The sequence below is a fragment of the Pseudoalteromonas sp. SR41-1 genome, from assembly GCF_014164015.1.
In the GTDB taxonomy this organism is placed as follows: domain Bacteria; phylum Pseudomonadota; class Gammaproteobacteria; order Enterobacterales; family Alteromonadaceae; genus Pseudoalteromonas; species Pseudoalteromonas distincta.
The window spans coordinates 49,610-68,671 of record NZ_JACJEK010000012.1; the positions used below are offsets into that span (position 1 = coordinate 49,610).

At 39.1% G+C, this 19,062-nt stretch carries 18 protein-coding genes; 4 read left to right on the forward strand and 14 right to left on the reverse strand.

Translation table 11 applies throughout. The features are described from left to right. Positions 1-115: 115 nt before the first annotated feature. The 7 genes from H5118_RS11945 to thrS all read right to left on the reverse strand — a co-directional run bounded on the left by H5118_RS11945 (position 116) and on the right by thrS (position 6,900). On the reverse strand, positions 116-574 hold the full coding sequence (locus H5118_RS11945) for an Lrp/AsnC family transcriptional regulator (RefSeq protein ID WP_002960703.1): 459 nt from the start codon (positions 572-574) through the stop codon (positions 116-118). A gap of 106 nt (positions 575-680) precedes the next feature. Continuing rightward, on the reverse strand, positions 681-1,322 hold the full coding sequence (locus H5118_RS11950) for an MBL fold metallo-hydrolase (protein WP_024596639.1): 642 nt from the start codon (positions 1,320-1,322) through the stop codon (positions 681-683). A 1-nt stretch (position 1,323) separates the two neighbouring features. After that, a complete protein-coding gene (locus H5118_RS11955; protein WP_182748945.1) occupies positions 1,324-3,141 on the reverse strand; it encodes a M14 family metallopeptidase in 1,818 nt (605 codons plus the stop codon). Positions 3,142-3,582: 441 nt separating this feature from the next. After that, positions 3,583-3,942, reverse strand: a complete 360-nt coding sequence (gene rplT, locus H5118_RS11960) for a 50S ribosomal protein L20 (protein ID WP_002960711.1) — start codon at positions 3,940-3,942, stop codon at positions 3,583-3,585. A 15-nt stretch (positions 3,943-3,957) separates the two neighbouring features. Beyond that, a complete protein-coding gene (rpmI, locus tag H5118_RS11965) occupies positions 3,958-4,158 on the reverse strand; it encodes a 50S ribosomal protein L35 (RefSeq protein WP_002960713.1) in 201 nt (66 codons plus the stop codon). Positions 4,159-4,369: 211 nt separating this feature from the next. Then, positions 4,370-4,930 (reverse strand): translation initiation factor IF-3, encoded by a 561-nt coding sequence (infC, locus tag H5118_RS11970; RefSeq protein ID WP_002960714.1) that lies wholly within the window; start codon positions 4,928-4,930, stop codon positions 4,370-4,372. Positions 4,931-4,989: 59 nt separating this feature from the next. Further along, positions 4,990-6,900: a threonine--tRNA ligase gene (thrS, locus tag H5118_RS11975; protein WP_024595638.1), complete on the reverse strand. Its 1,911-nt coding sequence runs from the start codon at positions 6,898-6,900 to the stop codon at positions 4,990-4,992. 354 nt (positions 6,901-7,254) lie between these two features. On the opposite strand from thrS, the gene H5118_RS11980 reads away from it, so the two are divergent. Together H5118_RS11980 and H5118_RS11985 are read left to right on the forward strand one after the other, a co-directional pair. Continuing rightward, entirely contained in the window at positions 7,255-7,701 is a 447-nt protein-coding gene (locus tag H5118_RS11980) for a DUF3010 family protein (protein ID WP_002960715.1), read from the forward strand. Between the two features lie 185 nt (positions 7,702-7,886). After that, on the forward strand, positions 7,887-9,620 hold the full coding sequence (locus H5118_RS11985; protein ID WP_182748947.1) for an AMP-binding protein: 1,734 nt from the start codon (positions 7,887-7,889) through the stop codon (positions 9,618-9,620). A gap of 142 nt (positions 9,621-9,762) precedes the next feature. Here the strand turns inward: H5118_RS11985 and hflX are convergent, their stop codons facing one another. From hflX to H5118_RS12015, 6 genes are all read right to left on the reverse strand, one after another. Continuing rightward, a complete protein-coding gene (hflX, locus tag H5118_RS11990) occupies positions 9,763-11,112 on the reverse strand; it encodes a GTPase HflX (protein WP_024595635.1) in 1,350 nt (449 codons plus the stop codon). Between the two features lie 327 nt (positions 11,113-11,439). After that, positions 11,440-11,910, reverse strand: a complete 471-nt coding sequence (locus H5118_RS11995; RefSeq protein WP_182694991.1) for a DUF1456 family protein — start codon at positions 11,908-11,910, stop codon at positions 11,440-11,442. 117 nt (positions 11,911-12,027) lie between these two features. Continuing rightward, positions 12,028-13,272: a lipoprotein-releasing ABC transporter permease subunit gene (locus H5118_RS12000; protein ID WP_182748949.1), complete on the reverse strand. Its 1,245-nt coding sequence runs from the start codon at positions 13,270-13,272 to the stop codon at positions 12,028-12,030. After that, on the reverse strand, positions 13,262-13,960 hold the full coding sequence (lolD, locus tag H5118_RS12005) for a lipoprotein-releasing ABC transporter ATP-binding protein LolD (protein WP_007375330.1): 699 nt from the start codon (positions 13,958-13,960) through the stop codon (positions 13,262-13,264). Before lolD ends, H5118_RS12000 begins: the two co-directional genes overlap by 11 nt. Next, positions 13,953-15,170, reverse strand: coding sequence for a lipoprotein-releasing ABC transporter permease subunit (locus H5118_RS12010; protein ID WP_182748951.1), 1,218 nt, complete (start codon positions 15,168-15,170; stop codon positions 13,953-13,955). Before H5118_RS12010 ends, lolD begins: the two co-directional genes overlap by 8 nt. A gap of 147 nt (positions 15,171-15,317) precedes the next feature. Further along, entirely contained in the window at positions 15,318-16,190 is an 873-nt protein-coding gene (locus tag H5118_RS12015) for a LysR family transcriptional regulator (protein WP_182694990.1), read from the reverse strand. Positions 16,191-16,324: 134 nt separating this feature from the next. Here H5118_RS12015 and H5118_RS12020 point away from each other — a divergent pair, with 134 nt between their 5' ends. Both H5118_RS12020 and fghA read left to right on the forward strand, forming a co-directional pair. After that, the gene (locus H5118_RS12020) at positions 16,325-17,446 is read left to right on the forward strand and encodes an S-(hydroxymethyl)glutathione dehydrogenase/class III alcohol dehydrogenase (RefSeq protein ID WP_182748952.1); all 1,122 of its coding nucleotides are present in this window, start codon (positions 16,325-16,327) and stop codon (positions 17,444-17,446) included. Between the two features lie 72 nt (positions 17,447-17,518). Further along, a complete protein-coding gene (gene fghA, locus H5118_RS12025; RefSeq protein ID WP_096792995.1) occupies positions 17,519-18,361 on the forward strand; it encodes an S-formylglutathione hydrolase in 843 nt (280 codons plus the stop codon). On the opposite strand, the gene H5118_RS12030 is transcribed toward fghA, so the two are convergent. Continuing rightward, entirely contained in the window at positions 18,315-18,689 is a 375-nt protein-coding gene (locus H5118_RS12030) for a hypothetical protein (RefSeq protein WP_096792994.1), read from the reverse strand. The two genes, fghA and H5118_RS12030, sit on opposite strands and share 47 nt — an antisense overlap. Positions 18,690-19,062 lie beyond the last annotated feature (373 nt).

The window sequence follows — 19,062 nt, forward strand, 5'->3', positions numbered from 1 at the left end:
GGTGTAATGGGTATCAAAAAAAGCGCTAAATTCTACCAAATTAGCGCTCAGTTAACAATTATCATTATGTGGTTAAGCTAAACTAAAAATGGTTTAGCTTTTAAAAGAAGTGCTTTTACAAAGGAAGGGAAGTACTGCGTTTTACACATGTCATTGTTACATTAGAATGTACTTCTTGGACGTATTCTAAGCTTAGTAAATTATCGCGCACAAAATGCTCATACCCTTCTATGCCTTGTGAAATTATGCGTAGCATAAAGTCCATGGTACCAGCCATAGTGTAACACTCTGTTACCTCGTCGTAGCTCATGATCAGCTTTTCAAACTCAGCAAGATTCTTTTTACCGTGATTTGATAAACGCACATGTGCATATACAAGCATATCAAAGCCAAGTTTTTTCTCATCTAAAAGAGCCACTTTGCTTTTTATATAACCATCTTGCTCTAGCTTAGCGATTCGACGCCAGCATGGAGATTGAGACAAGCCTACTTTATCTGCAATTTCTGCGGTTGATAAACTAGCATCTTGTTGTAAAAGTGCCAATATTTGGCGATCTACGTGATTTAGAGACATTTTATTTCTTATTTATCAAATAAACTGGTTAAATTATACAACCATTTTAAAACTCAGTCTGCTTATTTTTAATGTTTATGCAGTTTGTAAACTTAAAATAAGCAACTTAACCAAACTTACCACTTATAAAAGGATTTGTTTTCTTTTCAAACCCCACCGTAGTGTCGCTACCATGTCCTGCCAATATTTTAGTATTATCAGGTAAGGTTAAAATATGCGTCTTAATCGACTCTATAAGTTGTTCACTGTTCCCCTTAGGAAAGTCAGTGCGCCCTACTGAGCCTTTAAAAATAACGTCACCGACAATAACGCACTCATAGTCTGGTTGGTAAAACACTATATGACCGGGTGTATGCCCCGGGCAATGTTTCACTAAAAAGCTAAGTTTACCTACGCTCACGGTGTCATTATGGTTTAGCCAAATATCCGGATAAAACGGTTCAATGGGTTTAAATCCAAACATCTGTGCTTGCATAGGTAAGTTTTCAAACCAAAAGTACTCATCTTTTTGTGGACCAATAATTTGTACGTTAAATTGATTTCGTAAAATATCAGCCCCACCCACATGATCTAAATGCCCGTGCGTTAACCAAATAGCACTTAATGCTAGTTTATGCTCATTAAGGACCGTTATTATTTTATCAGTGTCGCCACCTGGGTCGATAACCACAGCGTGTTTAGTTTCGCTACACCAAATAATACGGCTGTTTTGTGCAAAGGCAGTGACAGGTATAGTTATGATTTCCATATTAAATTTCTTTACTTTTTTGATCTGGAATAACAACTTCTTCTTCGAATGACATAAGTATTGGATACTTTAAGTAGGCTTGATCATAAAATGGACTTTGTTCATATAACCAGTTTAATCGAGCTTCTGCGTCACTCGCGAATGATTTATCTTTAAGTTTTTCATCAAACTTAAGCGCAAGCTTTGGGTTATCTTTTAGCATTTGGCGTGCATACGGAATTAGCGCATAGTTTTCCATGTACTCGGTACGCTGAAAAATAGTATTAAACTCACCCCACGCAAAAAATGAATCAGGAGCTTCTGGGTGCAATAAATGCACAGCAAGCTCACCTGCTTTTTGTTGAGTATTGACTTGATACCAACCATCTAAATCTACATTTATAGCAGGGACGTAATCAAAAGTTGCTGATACTCTAAAACGCCCTTCAAATGGTGCTTTATCAAACGTGTATTCAGCCACCTTTGCAACTTTCAAAGGCTGTGTGTTTGCCCCTTCAAGTTTATTAATAGAGACACCATGTAACTTTAGTTTCTCAATAATGTTGCTATATACAGGAGGAATAAAAAAAGCTTTAGGTACTTCAACTGTATGCTGTACATCTTTTTGCCAATAAATAAGTAAGTCAGTATATGTATGTGCTTTACCCAAATATTTCACTTCATTTTGACCCGAAAGTGAATTCATGCTTGATGAATATTCAATGCCTTTAAACTGCGCAATCGTATCAGCTTGCTTGGCATAGCCACGCTTTACTATTAGCTGTTTAGGAACAAATTCTTGTTCTTTCTTTACTGCATTAGCTAATTCATGACTGTGCTTTGATAGCGCAGTAATAGCACCATCTAAAAATACATAAGTTCCCAATACACGTTGCTTGTAAGGCTTCAATGAATGATTTTCGACTAAAATAGTCGGCAATGACTTTAAATCCCCCCAACCATTTGAAAAACGTGGCGTAGCAACCCAGCCCGCTAACCCTTTTTTAAAGTCGCGCTTGTCCATAACAAAAACAAGTGGTCCTGGGATGTGTCCTTGCTTCGCTAGCGTATCGTCAATGAGAGGTTTAAAAAACTGGTTTAATGTATCTGATACCGCAGGCGATTCGCTCGAAAATACCGGATTGTAACCATAAGTCACATCGTATTGGTAATCTGCGCCGTCGGTAACGTGTACATCAATGTATAAATTTGGGTTGTAGTCGTTAATAACCTTTAAAACACTTCTAACTTCTGGGGTATCTAATTTAGTAAAATCACGATTTAAATTAAGGTTATTAGCATTTGTTCTAAAGCCCATTTTTGCAGGGCCCCGTTGATTAATGCGATTGAACGCACTGCTACGTTCGTGGCCATCTACATTTAAAATAGGAATAAATAATATGTTTACCTTTTTTAAAATGTCACGGCGCTTACCCGTCGCTATATCTCTGAGTAACATGAACATGGCATCTTTACCGTCTATTTCACCAGAATGTATTCCTGCCTGGATAAAAATAGTTGGCTTAGTGCTATTAGCCATTTGCCTTGCTTCAAAAAAACCTTGCTCGCTGGCAATTAGCATTTTTATTGCACGCTTACTATTACTATAGCCAATGGTTTGAGATTGAAACTGAGTAGGGTTTGCAGCAACTAACCTATCTACAAATGCCATTGTATTTGCATAATCGGGCGACGCTTCACCTGCAGATAACTCAAAGTCAGTAGTTAACGGGCCTTGTTTTTGTAAAAGCTCTACGCTTTTCCCCTGCCACTCAATGAGTGGAGGTAAGTGTGCGTCATACGCCACACTTGCAGATAAAATTAGTAAACTTGCAAACATATAATTCTCTAACAAACGCCTTAATTATATAAATTATATCAACTAAATTTTTTATAATGAGGAAACTGCGGTGATTCAACAAAAAAATGCAGCAAAATACATTTCAATCATTCACACCTGTTTTTTTAGGCTTTATAACCTTATTAAGTATTATACCAATGTGCAATAATACTTAATCATTTTGCGGGGCTAAACATGTCGCTACCTGCGTTAAAAAACTCTCATTTATGACTGCATGGATGCAGAAGGTAGAGCAATGCAGGAGCAATTGCCGAGAACAACTAAATAGCGAATTTTTTACCTAGCTATCAACACGTTTTTCCGCCCTCAAAATAGATCATTTAATTAAGCGAATTAGTATTACTCATTGGGTTAAGTTACTAAATTACAGGCACAAAAAAAGGAGCCATAGGCTCCTTTTTAATACTTATATAAAAAAGCTTAAGCGGCTAGGCCTTCTTTTGCTTTTTCTACAAGCGCTGCGAATGCAACTTGGTCGTAAACAGCGATATCTGCAAGGATCTTACGATCGATTTCTACAGAAGTCTTTTTAAGACCATTGATAAAACGGCTGTAAGACAGACCATTTTGACGTGAAGCAGCATTGATACGTGCAATCCATAATTGACGGAAAGTACGTTTCTTCGCACGACGGTCACGGTAAGCGTATTGACCCGCTTTAGTAACAGCCTGGAAAGCTACGCGGTAAACACGTGAACGTGCTCCGTAGTAACCTTTTGCTTGTTTTAAAACTTTTTTGTGACGTGCACGTGCGACAACGCCGCGTTTAACTCTTGCCATTTCTAAAAACCCCTATTAAGCGAACGGTAACATACGTGAAACTAGACCATGGTCATTTTTATGAACCATCATCTTAGGACGTAGGTGTAACTTACGCTTAGAAGTTTTCTTAGTCAGAATATGACGAAGATGCGCTTGTTTACGCTTGAAACCGCCAGAAGCAGTCTTTTTGAAACGCTTAGCAGCGCCACTGTGACTTTTTAGCTTATAAGCCATTGCAATAACTCCAATTGTATTGCTTTTAAATTAGTAAGCAGGCGTGAGATATATTTCTATAGCTCCACTTTTAGGCCTAACTTACTGCCATGTTCCGGTGAAGACCCAACATAAATGCCGCAATCTTGCTTTAAGACCGGTTAACTCAGGTGAATATTCGCATATTGCTTGCAGACCTGAGCTAATTTCGGTGCGTATTATCGCTTAAAAATTATTTTTTAGCAACAGGCGCCATCATCATAACCATTTGGCGGCCTTCAACACGATTTGGGAAAGACTCAACTACTGCAAGCTCTTCTAAATCGGCTTTGATACGGTTTAATAATTCTATACCAATTTCTTGGTGAGCCATTTCACGACCACGGAAGCGGATAGTAATCTTAGCTTTATCACCAGCTTCTAAGAACTTACGTAAGTTGCGAAGCTTAACCTGATAATCACCTTCATCCGTACCAGGACGGAATTTGATTTCTTTTATCTGGATTTGCTTTTGCTTCTTCTTCTGCTCTTTTAGTTCTTTGCTTTTTTCAAAGATGAACTTACCGTAGTCCATGATTCTACAAACAGGCGGCTCAGCGTTTGGACTGATCTCAACAAGATCAACACCCGCTGCATCGGCCATAGTTTGCGCGTCTTGTAATGACTGAATTCCAGCTTGTTCGCCTTCAATGTCAATTAAACGAACTTCTTGCGCTGTAATTTCTTCGTTAATACGATTTTTTTGAGCTGTTTGTTGCCCTTTCTTGCCGCCTCTAATAGTACGTTCCTCCAAGAATATCAATAATATAAGCGTGTAAATGGCTGTTTGTTAATGCCTTACACGCTCGATTTTTACTGTCGATTTTTAATTTCTTCACTAATTTTAGCTACAAAATCATCAACATTAAATTTGCCAAGGTCTTCACCTGTGCGAGTACGCACTGCTACTTCTTGCTGTTCAACTTCTTTATCGCCAACAACAAGTAAATATGGAATACGCTTCAGTGTATGCTCACGGATTTTAAAGCCAATCTTCTCATTTCTCAAGTCAGCAGCGGCTCTAATTCCAAGTTTATTTAATTTTTGTACAACTTCTTTAACATAAGGAGCCTGTTTATCGGTAATATTCATAATTACCACTTGCTTTGGTGCAAGCCACGTCGGGAATAAACCAGCGTACTCTTCAGTTAAAATGCCAATAAAGCGTTCAATAGAACCTAAAATAGCACGATGTATCATTACAGGTGTACGACGCTCGTTATTTTCTGCTACATAAGTAGCACCTAAACGACCCGGTAATGCAAAGTCTAATTGCACTGTACCACACTGCCACGCTCTGTCTAAACAATCGTACAAAGTAAATTCAATCTTAGGACCGTAAAACGCGCCTTCGCCCGGAAGATAATCAAATTCAATATCGTTTAGCTTAAGTGCATCAGCTAAAGCAAGCTCTGCTTTATCCCACATATGGTCTTCACCAATGCGTTGTTCTGGGCGAGTAGATAGCTTAACTACAATCTTCTCAAATCCGAATGTTTCATATGTATCATAAACCATCTTAATACACGCTGACACTTCGTCCATTATCTGCTCTTCAGTACAGAAAATGTGAGCGTCATCTTGTGTAAAGCCACGTACACGCATTAAACCGTGTAGCGCACCTGATGGTTCATTACGGTGACAACAACCAAATTCAGCCATACGAAGTGGTAAATCACGGTACGATTTTAAACCTTGGTTAAAGATTTGCACGTGACCAGGGCAGTTCATTGGTTTAATTGCGTATTCACGTTTTTCAGACTCAGTGGTAAACATTGCTTCTGAATATTTTTCCCAGTGACCTGATTTTTCCCAAAGTGAACGGTCCATCATCATTGGACCTTTTACTTCTTCGTACTCATATTCGCGTAATTTTTCACGTACAAATTCTTCAAGCTCGCGGTAAATGCTCCAACCATCGTTGTGCCAAAATACCATGCCTGGCGCTTCTTCTTGCCAATGCCATAAATCAAGCGCTTTACCAATACGACGGTGATCGCGTTTTTCAGCTTCTTCAAGGCGCTTTAAATACGCTTTAAGTTGCTTTTTATCGCCCCACGCGGTGCCGTAAATGCGTTGTAGCATTTTGTTTTCTGAATCACCACGCCAATATGCACCCGCCACTTTCATTATTTTAAAGTTTTGGCAAAATTTCATGTTAGGAACGTGAGGTCCACGACACATGTCTACATATTCTTCGTGATGATATAACCCAGGACGGTCATCTTTAGCGATGTTTTCGTCCAAAATTTCTATTTTGTATGTTTCGCCACGCGCTTCAAATGTATCGCGTGCTTCTTGCCAGCTTACTGTTTTTTTCACTACGTCGTAGTTGGTTTTTGCAAGTTGCAGCATACGCTTTTCAATTGCTTCAAGATCATCTTGTGATAGTGAGTGTTCCATATCGATATCGTAGTAAAAACCGTTATCAATGGTAGGACCAATTGCCATTTTTGCGTCTGGGAAAAGTTGCTTAACTGCATGACCGATTAAGTGAGCACAAGAGTGACGAATGATTTCAAGGCCGTCATCGTCTTTAGCGGTAATGATCTCAAGACGAGAGTCATCACTAATTAAATCACATGCATCAACACGGTCGCCATTTACACGGCCCGCAATGGTCGCTTTAGCTAAACCAGGACCAATGTCGTTTGCAACATCAAGCGTGCTTACAGGGTTTTCAAAACTACGTTGACTTCCGTCTGGAAGAGTAATAACTGGCATTATAAATCCTTGCTACAGTGGTGACACCTACAATGTATCACGTGTATTTTTAATAAATTAAATGAGAATGACTCGACAACGCTTTTACGAATAAGCATTGACTAATATATGTAGATGAGGAGTCTATTCAACTACAAAGATATATTGTCGCGTGCCGCGCATTTAATTACAAGTTTAAAGGGGTGAAATCGACCCGTTTTATCCACAAAATGTAGCTTTTAAAGCAAAAAAATCATTTTATTAAAATATAAAAGCATCAATGCATTAATTACGCGCCTACAGCTATACCCACACTCGCATTTTAATGTGCGTTGCGTATAATACTGCGTAATTAAGTTATTTTAGAGAATAGACATGAGAACATGTGGTGTAGAAATTACCGGTAGTGATGTACTACTTTGTATTTTAAGTAAAGATAATGACGTATTTGATATTCGCGATGTGCGCCAAACACGCTTTACCTTAGGTAACGGTAACGACACTGAAGTAATGCGTAAATTTCAATTCGATTTTGCAAAACTAATGCAAGATTACCAAATTGATTCTGTTGCAATTCGTGAGCGTCAGCCTAAAGGTAAATTTGCTGGCAGTGCAAAAGGCTTTAAAATGGAAACTGCAATTCAATTAATTGACAACTTAGATGTACGTTTATTTACTACAACTGAAGTTAAAGAGCAGTTAAAACGCAACCCCATCCCTATTGATTTTGAAGAAACGGGCCTTAAAAAGTACCAAGAAAATGCTTTTGTAAACGCTTACGTTTATATCATGAAAAAAACATACCGCAGCGACGAAATGTAAACTCATTACTCGTTTAAAAACGCGTACTTACATTGTAAGACGCGTTTTTTTGTGTCTAAAAAGTAGTATTAGCTTTTATTAATCTAATAATACATTAGTCTAACTGCACTTCTCTTTGTCGACAATATGTGTTTATTTTAACTTTGTAGTTTACATAACTCACACACATTTTCATGGAGAGAGCAATGCACACACACACTACCCCGGTAAAAGAAGTAGAGCAAACAAATCACTTGCCGTTATCCCAAAGCTACTTTAAAGGTATACAAAGCACACCTTTAACAAATTCAACTATAGGCGAGTACTTTGACTTTATTGTCGACAAAAGGCCAGAGGCGTTAGCTGTTGTAGTTCATCACCAAGATATTAGATTAACGTATAAAGAATTTCAAAAAGAAGTTAATCAGCTTGCGAAGGGGTTACTTGCCCTTGGTGTAAAACCAGGTGAGCGCGTTGGTATTTGGTCTCCTAATAATATTGAGTGGTGCTTAACCCAATTTGCAACGGCAAAAATTGGCGCAATAATGGTGTGCATCAACCCGGCATATCGTCCTAACGAATTACAATATGCTTTAAATAGTGTTGAATGCTCAACTCTAATCACAGCATCAAATTTTAAAGGCAGTGATTACTTAGAAATGCTTAATGGTTTAGCGCCAGAACTTGCAACTTGCGATAAGTACACACTTAATTTAAAAGCACTACCCACTCTTAAAAATATAATCCGCATTGGCGATGAAGCATCTCCTGGTATGCACTCTTTTAATGATGTTATTAACTTGCCAACAGCAGCTCATGAGCTTGAATTAAAAGCAATAGGTGAAAACTTAAATGCTGATCAAGACATCAATATACAATTTACATCAGGTACAACAGGCAACCCAAAAGGCGCAACGCTCACTCATAAAAATATTTTAAATAATGCGCTATTCGTCGCCGAATCTATGCACTTTACGAGCGATGACAAGTTATGTATCCCTATCCCGTTATATCATTGCTTTGCAATGGTATTGGGTAGCTTATTGTGTGTTAGTAAAGGTGCAGCAGCCATTTACCCTAGTGATTCGTTCGATGCAAAAACCACGCTTGATGTAGTTCAACAAGAAGGATGTACAGCGCTGCACGGTGTACCTACTATGTTTATTAGTGAGCTTGAGCTGAGTAACTTTAACGATTATGACCTAAGTACTTTACGCACGGGTGTAATGGCAGGCTCTACATGCCCAGAGCAAGTAATGCGCAAAGTACAAACACAAATGAACATGCATCAAATACTGATTGCTTACGGGCAAACGGAGTGCAGCCCTATAAACAACATTACCGAAACAGACTCTTCAATAGAGCGGCAAGTAACAACGGTTGGCCGCGCACTTGCCCATACCGAGGTTAAAATAATTGACGAGCTGGGTAACATTCAAAAAATTGGTCAACCTGGCGAAGTGTGTAGTAAAGGTGCAGGCATAATGCGCTGCTATTGGAATGACGAAGCTAAAACAAAAGCCACAATAGATGACGAAGGTTGGCTGCACTCTGGCGATTTAGGTGTCATGGATACAGAAGGGTTTGTTACGATTGTTGGGCGTATAAAAGATATGATTATTCGCGGCGGCGAAAACATTTACCCTCGAGAAATAGAAGAAGTACTTTACACCTACCCTGGCATTCAAGATGCTGCCATATTTGGTATAACCGATGAAAAGTATGGCGAAGAAGTGTGCGCTTGGATCCAACCAAAAGAAGATGCTGTACTTGATGAGCAAGCAATTCGTGAGTTTTTAAAAGACAAACTAGCCTACTTTAAAATGCCACGACATATCCGTTTCGTAGAAAACTACCCAATGACAGTAACAGGTAAACTGCAAAAATTTAAAATGCGCGAGCAAATGCAAGAAGAGCTAAGCGACAACGCTTTTTCCTAGTTTCGTCTTTAAGTAACTGAGGCTCTGGGTAGGGAATTTATCTCAGAGCTATGTTCAGAGCTAGCAGCGTTAAATTTACGTATGTTAGGACTAATACTAAAAAGCACAGCCAATTGGCTGTGCTTTTTATGTACTGAATTTATTATAAATTCAACATTCTCTTTTTTAAACGTTCTAAATCAATCGCACTCGAGCGCACTGTTAATTTAATATGGCTGTATTCATATTCTTCTTTAACAACACTCATACTCGATCGGATTTCGCCCACAATACCTTTAGCTGTGTACGGTATAACAATCTCTTCTTCAATCATGTCCTCTTGAGCAATGCCAATAATGTATTTGTGCAGTTTACTAATATCATCTGGATTACGTGTAGAGGTCATCATCGCATCAGGAAACTCATCCATTAGCGACTGCTGTTGATCAGTACTTAATTGGTCTGACTTATTCAGTACTAATAATTTTTTGCTACCTTCTACCCCAACTTCTGCCAGTACTTTATGTACTACTTCAAGTTGTGAGCGAAAAGAAGGATCTGAAGCATCTACAACATATAACAGTAACGACGCATCATGTGCCTCAGCGAGCGTTGAATGAAATGAAGCAACCAAATCATGAGGTAATTTTTTAATAAAACCAACCGTATCTGAAACCAATATACGAGGCTGGGTAATCGGATACAGCGCGCGAACAGTGGTATCTAGCGTTGCAAAAAGTTTGTTTTCGCCTTCTACATCACTACCTGTAATTGCGCGCATCATTGATGACTTGCCCGCATTGGTATAACCAATTAAAGCCACTGAGAATAGCTCAGAGCGCTGCGTACGTCTGTCCATCATTACATCTTGAACACTAACAAGTTCGCGCTTTAATTCTGCTAACTGATCGCGCACCTTACGGCGATTTAGCTCAAGTGTGGTTTCACCCGCACCTTTACCCATTTGGCGTTCTTTATCACCTGTTGATGTTTCACGAAGCCGTGGCGCGACATAATTAAGGCGAGCAATTTCAACTTGTAATTTTGCTGTTTTAGTACGCGCATGACGGCTAAATATTTCAATGATAATACCAGTGCGATCAAATACTTCTACACCTAATTGGTTCTCAACATTACGCAGTTGAGAAGGCGTTAAATCGCAGTCAAATACCACTACATCGGCACATGCAAACTCTAAATCGTTTGATGGAATTTCTGAGGATATTTCGGTTAAAGGGTCTTCATCAAGTAAATCATCTTCTTGCTCGTTTTCAACCATCCCTTTATTGCCTGTAAGGTGTGCTATTTCAGCTAGTTTTCCTGAGCCCAGTACATTAACTTTTTGGGTAGAACTTTGCTTTTGCGATTGTGTACCTACTACTTTAAAGCCTAGTGTAGTTACCAAACGAGCAAGCTCTGCAAGCGATTCTGTTGCTTCGTCGCCTTTAAATTGTGGTGTACTAATAGAAATAAGTAATGCATTAGGAAGTGATGGTTTTGCAGTTAGTTGCATAATTTTTTATATGTTAATGCACCTAAAGTGCAAACCTAATTTTCATTCGAAAGTAACTTGATCCTACGCTGTTATGACCGAGCTTTACAGCGTTATAGCTTACGAATGCAATTATTATCTTTATTTTGCCAAAATTAGCGTTAATCTGTGAACTATTTGTGCGGTGGCAATATAATTTTTACACGCAAGTAAACCAATAAGTAACTTGGTGTTGTTATAAATGTATTTAATTATTAAGTGTTGGGGTTTACCATTGATAATAGGCTTTATGTAGCATTGCACATACACAAGCCCATTAACTAAAAGCTAATTAGCTAAAACCAGTTACTAAGCAGACTCTTCTGGACGATGCTGCTTTTGTACGCCGGTTAAAAACAAACGTAATATTTGATCGTTACAAACACGGTAATGTTTGTTATCTACTTTACGAGAAAATGCGCTTAACTCATGCTTACTTAAATCAAAATCAACAAGTGCAAGTGTTGCTATAACATCTTCTGCTTTCATATTTAAAGCAATACGTAGCTTCATAAAGATAATATTGTTGTTTAGCTTTTTCTCTGGCTCTGGTTGCTCACCTTCGCGTTTGCCACGTTGGGTATTAATAAACCCATTTAAAAAGCTTGCAAACTCAGTATCACTTATTGGGGTAAAAGCCTCTTCACCTTCTTTAGTTAACCATGCAATTACTTGCTCTTTGGTGACCGTATGCTCTGCTGATGCAAAAACATTGACCATAGCAGTATCAGTTAAGTTAAAAGTGTAGCGAATGCGGCGTAAAATATCGTTATTAGTCAAAGTAAATCCCAAAGTGAGGTATAGCAACCAAGCAGTTATTGCTTAATTTTATATAAGCACCTAGTTTAACAGGTTTACTAATACCACCCTATTAATTTTTATCTGAGCTTCTTATACCTAGTTACCAAGCACCTTGGCAGGATCTACGCGCGTTGCTTGCCATGCAGGATAAATAGTGGCAAGTATCGCAAGCACAAACGTAACAATCACTGTGATACCAATGTCTTCAAGTACTAATTTACTTGGTAAAAACTCTATAAAATAAACGCCCTTAAGTGGATTGGCTCCAAATAATTGGCTTATCCACGTAAAAAGCTCACTTATATTAAGCGCTAATACCACGCCAATTAGTGTCCCTAGTGCCACGCCTACAAATGCTTGCATTAAGCCTTGCATTACAAAGGTGGCTAAAATAGTACTGTCTTTCGCGCCCATGGTTTTTAAAATTGCGATATTGCCTTGTTTTTCGCGTACTTCCATCACCAAGGACGATACAATATTAAAACTGGCTACCGCTATAATTAAAAACACCACAATATAAACAATGGTACGCACCATTTGAATATCTTGATAAAGGCTGCCTTGGGTTCTAAACCAACTAGAAATATACACGTAGTCGTCAATAGTTTGGCCCACTCTTAGCGCTATTTGATGCGCCGAAAACACATCATCAACACTTAAACGCAGCCCTGTTACTTGGGTTTCATCGTAACCCAATGTTTGCTGTGCTTTGTTAAGATGTATAAATGCAGCGGTACTATCAATCGGTCCGCCCATTTCTATAACACCTGCAAGGTTAAGTGTTACGCGTTTAGGCGCTAATAATGATTGATCTTTTTGACTAATTTGCGGAATAAGTAATGTAATGTTATCGCCTACTTTGGCGTCTAACTGTTTTACTATTTGTTTACCTAAAATTACATCGTCAAGGCCTAGCTGGCTGACTAATTTACCACTGGTAAACTGATTTACCGCCGATACATTACTCTCTAGCGATGGCTCTACACCTCGAATTTCTATCGCTTTTAGCTGGCTTTTATATTGCGCCATCCCATTCACTGCAATAAATGGCGCAGCCCCTGTTACATGCGGTTGTGTTTGTAAATCCTCAATTTTTTGCGACCAATTCGCGATGGGTCTACTTGGTGCTACATATTCAACCTGTGGCACAACACTTAGTAATCTATGTACTAGTTGCTGCTCAAAACCATTAATTACCGACAGCGCCACAATTAAAACCGCGACACCTAATAAAATACCAATAGTCGACGCTTTAGCGATAAAACTAACAAAGCCGTTTTTTTCATCTTTGTGGCCTGAATAGGCTCTAAAACGTTTACTTAAAAATGCACTAAGCAACATGCTGCGACTCTTTAATAGCTAGTTTTCCATCGTCTAAATAAGCTATTTTGCCCAGCTTATCGGCAAGTTCTAAATCGTGTGTAACTACCACAAAACTGGTGTTTAAGCTTTGGTTAAGCTCATTAATTAAATCGTAAATTTTAATCGCATTTTGTTTATCTAAATTACCGGTTGGTTCATCAGCAAGCACAAGCGCAGGTTTTGTAACCAGTGCACGGGCAATAGCCACGCGTTGGCGCTCTCCACCAGAAAGCGCAGACGGTTTATGCGAGCTGCGATGTGCAAGGCCTACTTTTTCGAGCATATCGAGCGCTTGAGCTTTGGCTTCTTTTGCACTCAAGCCTTTAATTAATAATGGCATAGCCACGTTTTCGACTGCGCTAAACTCCATTAATAAGTGATGAAATTGATAGATAAAGCCCAAGTTTTGGTTTCTAAATGCGGCTTGCTCTGTTCGCGAAAGTTTTGCAACTTCTTGGTTTTTAATTTTAGCGCTACCTGAGCTTGCAGTATCTAATGTGCCAAGTATGTGTAAAAGCGTACTTTTACCAGAGCCAGAGCTCCCTACAATAGCGAGCATCTCACCTTGCTGCAGCGCTAAATCAACACCTTTTAATACTTCAACTTGGTTGCTGCCATCTTGATAAACTTTACTTAAATTTTCACAACTAATTACTAAATCATTCATAACGTAATACCTCTGCTGGTTTTACTTTTGCGGCTTTACGCGCAGGATATAAGGTAGCTAAAAAGCTCATAGCAATACTGGCAAACGCTATTATTACTAAACTCAAAATATCAAATTTTACCGGAAGCTCTATACCTGCCAATAAGTTTAAGCCCACTAATGCAAGTAGCTCATTTATATATAAACTAAATATTACACCTAAAAATGCGCCTATTGCTGTACCAATTACGCCGTTATATAAGCCTTGCACCATAAACACTTTTTGCACTTGCGAAGGCGTTAAACCTAACGTTTGTAGTATGGCCACTTCACCTTGTTTTTCGCTTACCATCATGGTTAATGCCGATACAATATTAAATACAGCCACCAATACAATGAGGGCAAGCAACATAGACATAATGCGCTTTTCCATAGCAACGGCTGCAAATAGAGTACCTTGGGTACTGCGCCAATCACTATAATTATGATCTTGTAAAATACGCTGGCTTGCTTCAATAAACTCATCTAGTTCGAAAGGTTCGTGCAATGAAACACTTAAATTTGGGGCAGTGTTTTTATCCAGCTTTAATACCCGTTGTAGTGAAGCGCCACTTGTAAACGCAAGTGCCATATCTATCTCAGATCCGGTTTCGTATATTGCGGCCACTTTAAATAAACGCTGGCTGGGTACTCGCCCAAGAGGTGTATATGTTGAAGCATTAGGCATAATAACGCGAAGCTTATCACCCATGCTGACGCCTAATTTACGACTCAAATAACGGCTTATAGCAATGTTGTAATTTTTGTTTAATACAGTTTTCCAATCGCCTTGCACTATTTTATCGGTAATTTTATACAAAGACCCGCTGTCGTTATAAAGGCCTTGTAGTAAAACGCCGTGCAAGTCTTTATTCGTTTGCAAAATAGCTTCGCCGTGGCGATATAAGCTTACATAATCAACATAAGGAGATTGTTCGAGGTCGGTTTTAAGGGTGCCCATTTGGGTGGCAGTGTGTTTACCTGCGCTAACTTCAACATGCGGAATAAGTCCAAGCATATTGGTTTTTAGGCTATTTTCAAACCCGTTCATTACACTGCTTACCGTAAATAATGCCATTAAACCAATAGCGATACCGGCAATAGAAAAAAACGAAATAAACGATATAAACGCATTTCCTTTAGAGGAGCGACTATATCTAAGCCCTATAAATAAGCTAACCGGTTGAAACATATTATTTTTAACACTTATCGTAAAAGTATTGAGCAATAGTAGCACGAAAAAAGTGCCTTTGGGTATGGCGTAAAATGTAAGAAATAATTTAAAAATCTGATACTTGGCTATATTTACAGCAATACATGCTTAACCATTAATTCGCGATTAAGCTTTCAGCCCTTTAACTAAATAATCGAGCAATACCCGTACATTAGTCGCCACAAACTGCCTTGGTGGATATACGCCCCATACCCCTTCTTGCTGTGGTTGATAGGGTGTTAAAATAGGCACCAATTGCCCTGAGTTAATTTCGTTTTCAATGTAGTAGTCTGGGAGTTGTACAATACCGAGCCCCTTTTTTGCGCCATCCACCAGCGCCCAACCACTATTACACTGTAGCCGCCCTGCTATTTTAATGTGTTTATCGCGCCCATTTTCGTTTACGCGCCAGTAGCTACTATTCCCAATTAAACATTCATGGCTGTTTAGCTCGCCTAAAGTATGCGGCTCACCAAATCGCGTTAAATACTGCGGTGCAGCGCACATAATAAAACGCCGCGCACTTAACCTACGCGCTTTTAAGCTCGAATCTTTTAAATGCCCTAACCTTATGGCTAAATCAAATCCGCCCTCTAATAAGTTTTCTTGCTCGTTACTTAGTGTGGCAACAACTTCTACCTCGGGATGCTCCTTCATAAAATTATGCACTATGGGCATAATAAAGCTCTCTCCGTACATAACTGGTGCTGTGAGCTTTATTTTACCTTTAGGCGTACTTTGTTGCTGAGCAAGGCCTTGAGTTGCCTCATCCATAGCGTGTTGTAAGTGCTTTATTTGATGTAAGTACACTTCACCTTCTTTAGTTAAAACCACTTTACGAGTAGTACGAGTTAAAAGCTGGGTATTTAAACGTTGCTCAAGCGCCGTAACATGGCGGCTAATATGCGCAACCGAAAGCCCAAGCATTTTTGCAGCCGCAGTAAAGCTGCCCTCTTCACCAACCGCTATAAACTCATCAATTCCATCCCAACGTGCCATTATTACCATACTGTAAAAGTGTTTTAATAAAATTGAGATTATCATTATTTGAGAAACAAATACAATAAGCCCATCACCCAAGCAAATTGGGTCTACAATTATTTTTTAATAGCCAGTTAAAGGAAATAAAACACATGTCTGAATTTATTAAATCAAAAGCTGCCATTGCTTGGGGTCCTAATCAACCACTTAGTGTTGAAGAAGTTGATGTGATGATGCCTAAAAAAGGCGAAGTTATGGTAAAAATTACCGCTACAGGTGTGTGTCATACTGATGCATTTACATTATCAGGACAAGATCCTGAAGGCATATTTCCTGCTATTTTAGGTCACGAAGGCGCTGGTGTTGTCTATGCAGTTGGCGAAGGCGTAACGAGTGTTGAAGTGGGGGATCATGTTATTCCTTTATACACTGCAGAATGTGGCGTATGTAAAATGTGTACTTCAGGTAAAACTAACCTGTGTTCAGCCGTGCGCGAAACACAAGGTAAAGGCCTAATGCCAGACGGCACTACACGCTTTTTTAAAGATGGCCAACCAATTTATCACTACATGGGTACATCAACGTTCTCTGAGTACACTGTATTGCCAGAAATCTCACTTGCTAAAGTAAATAAAGAAGCATCACTAGAAGAGATTTGCTTACTAGGCTGTGGTGTAACAACGGGCATGGGCGCAGTTACCAACACAGCTAAAGTAAAGCCTGGCGACACTGTTGCTATATTTGGCTTAGGCGGTATTGGTTTGTCTGCGATTATTGGCGCAAAAATGGCTGGTGCAGGTCGTATTATCGGTGTTGATATAAACACCACTAAATTCCATTTAGCTACAAAACTAGGTGCTACTGATTTAATTAACCCAAAAGATTTCGACAAGCCAATTCAAGAAGTTATTGTTGAAATGACAGATGGCGGCGTTGACTACTCGTTTGAATGTATCGGTAATGTTGACGTAATGCGCTCAGCGCTTGAGTGTTGCCACAAAGGTTGGGGTGAGTCGGTCATTATTGGTGTGGCAGGTGCAGGCCAAGAAATATCAACCCGTCCGTTTCAGCTGGTAACTGGGCGTGTATGGCGTGGTAGTGCATTTGGTGGCGTTAAAGGCCGTTCACAACTCCCTGAAATTGTTGAGCGTTACATGGCAGGTGAATTTGCTCTTAGCGACTTTATTACTCACACAATGAGCCTTGAAGATATTAACGAAGCGTTTGATTTAATGCACGAAGGCAAAAGTATTCGTACAGTCATTCATTACTAATAAACTGCATTCGTAAAATAGCTTATTAATAAGCCGTAATACTTTTAAGTTTACGGCTTTTAAGGATTAAGTATGTTAGAAAATATCTCAAGTGTAAAAGTGTCTGGCGGTTGGCATAAGCAATATACTCACAGCTCGCAAAGTACACATTGCACTATGCGCTTTGCCGTATTTTTACCACCTGGCGCAAGTGAAGCAAATAAAGTACCGGTACTTTATTGGTTATCGGGATTAACCTGTACCGACGAAAATTTTATGCAAAAAGCCGGTGCATTTAAAAAAGCAGCAGAGCTGGGTATTGCTATTGTAGCGCCTGACACTAGCCCGCGTGGCGAAAACGTACCCAATGAAGACAGCTACGACTTTGCACAAGGCGCAGGCTTTTACGTAAATGCCACGCAAGCTCCTTACAACACCCATTTTAATATGTACGATTATGTTGTTAGTGAATTACCAGCATTGATAGAGCAACATTTTCCGGTAACAAGTACAAAAGCAATTAGTGGTCACTCTATGGGCGGGCACGGTGCATTAATGGTCGCACTTAAAAACCCGACTGCTTTTGTAAGTGCCTCGGCTTTTAGCCCTATTGTAAATCCGATTGAATGCCCTTGGGGTGTAAAAGCATTTACTGGTTATTTAGGAAATGATAAAGCGCTTTGGAAGCAATACGACAGCTGCGAGCTGATGAAAAACGCAGAGCAAGCTCATTACTTACCCATGTTAGTGAGTCAAGGTGATGCCGATGGTTTTTTACAAGAGCAACTTAAGCCAGAAAACTTAGTCGCTATTGCTGATAAAAAAAGCTACCCGCTTACACTTGAAATGCAAGCAGGCTACGATCATAGCTACTTTTTTATAAGCAGCTTTATTGACCAACACTTATTATTTCATCATCAGTTTTTAACTGCTTAGCCTCATTAGTGTGTAGAGATGACTTTTCTACCTCTACACACTCTTTTAGACTTTTAGTGACCTGCCTACATACTTGCGTAGTAGTGCTTTCCCCTTTAACTAGGCTAACAAGAGCCGAATCTATCTTTAATCCCATATCAGTAAAGTTAAATCCGTTTTTATCTGTAGGTACTGGCTCTAGTGGGTTTTTATAAGGTGTTGACTGCGCCGGGCTAATACTATTTTTATCATTACGCGCCTGAGATTGTGCTTGCCCATCAATAATAGCGCCCGCAACTGTACAGCCAGAAAGGCAATAAAAAAACAAAAGTACAATAATTGTTTTCATCATTCATCCTTAACAAAATATTACCTAAATTGTATACGTTTTTTATTGTAACTCTGTAAAAAAATGTAAGTATTACTACCTAAAATCATTTATAAACTTTCTTGTAACACCCACCAGCTGCAATATAAAAAATGGCCACCCTAAATAACCTAAAATTTTATTAATGGTAGGTTGTAAGTGTTCTGTGAGAAGTTCAGGAAATAAAAAAGCAAAAACAGATAACCCAGCGCAAAATAGTAACGCTGTTTTTTCAAGTTTAGTGGGTGTGATTAATGTTTTATTTAAAGGCAAAAGGTTCACATAGGTGTCTTTTAGGTATGATAAAAGAATACGGGGCTTTAAAACTCAGATCAAATTAACTATCGCGTAAAAT

Coding starts and splice junctions, on each gene's coding strand:
- H5118_RS11945 (WP_002960703.1), bottom strand. CDS start 574: ATGTCTCTAAATCACGTAGATCGCCAAATATTGGCACTTTTACAACAA.
- H5118_RS11950 (WP_024596639.1), bottom strand. CDS start 1,322: ATGGAAATCATAACTATACCTGTCACTGCCTTTGCACAAAACAGCCGT.
- H5118_RS11955 (WP_182748945.1), bottom strand. CDS start 3,141: ATGTTTGCAAGTTTACTAATTTTATCTGCAAGTGTGGCGTATGACGCA.
- rplT (WP_002960711.1), bottom strand. CDS start 3,942: ATGGCAAGAGTTAAACGCGGCGTTGTCGCACGTGCACGTCACAAAAAA.
- rpmI (WP_002960713.1), bottom strand. CDS start 4,158: ATGGCTTATAAGCTAAAAAGTCACAGTGGCGCTGCTAAGCGTTTCAAA.
- thrS (WP_024595638.1), bottom strand. CDS start 6,900: ATGCCAGTTATTACTCTTCCAGACGGAAGTCAACGTAGTTTTGAAAAC.
- H5118_RS11980 (WP_002960715.1), top strand. CDS start 7,255: ATGAGAACATGTGGTGTAGAAATTACCGGTAGTGATGTACTACTTTGT.
- H5118_RS11985 (WP_182748947.1), top strand. CDS start 7,887: ATGCACACACACACTACCCCGGTAAAAGAAGTAGAGCAAACAAATCAC.
- hflX (WP_024595635.1), bottom strand. CDS start 11,112: ATGCAACTAACTGCAAAACCATCACTTCCTAATGCATTACTTATTTCT.
- H5118_RS12000 (WP_182748949.1), bottom strand. CDS start 13,272: ATGTTGCTTAGTGCATTTTTAAGTAAACGTTTTAGAGCCTATTCAGGC.
- lolD (WP_007375330.1), bottom strand. CDS start 13,960: ATGAATGATTTAGTAATTAGTTGTGAAAATTTAAGTAAAGTTTATCAA.
- H5118_RS12010 (WP_182748951.1), bottom strand. CDS start 15,170: ATGTTTCAACCGGTTAGCTTATTTATAGGGCTTAGATATAGTCGCTCC.
- H5118_RS12015 (WP_182694990.1), bottom strand. CDS start 16,190: ATGGCACGTTGGGATGGAATTGATGAGTTTATAGCGGTTGGTGAAGAG.
- H5118_RS12020 (WP_182748952.1), top strand. CDS start 16,325: ATGTCTGAATTTATTAAATCAAAAGCTGCCATTGCTTGGGGTCCTAAT.
- fghA (WP_096792995.1), top strand. CDS start 17,519: ATGTTAGAAAATATCTCAAGTGTAAAAGTGTCTGGCGGTTGGCATAAG.
- H5118_RS12030 (WP_096792994.1), bottom strand. CDS start 18,689: ATGAAAACAATTATTGTACTTTTGTTTTTTTATTGCCTTTCTGGCTGT.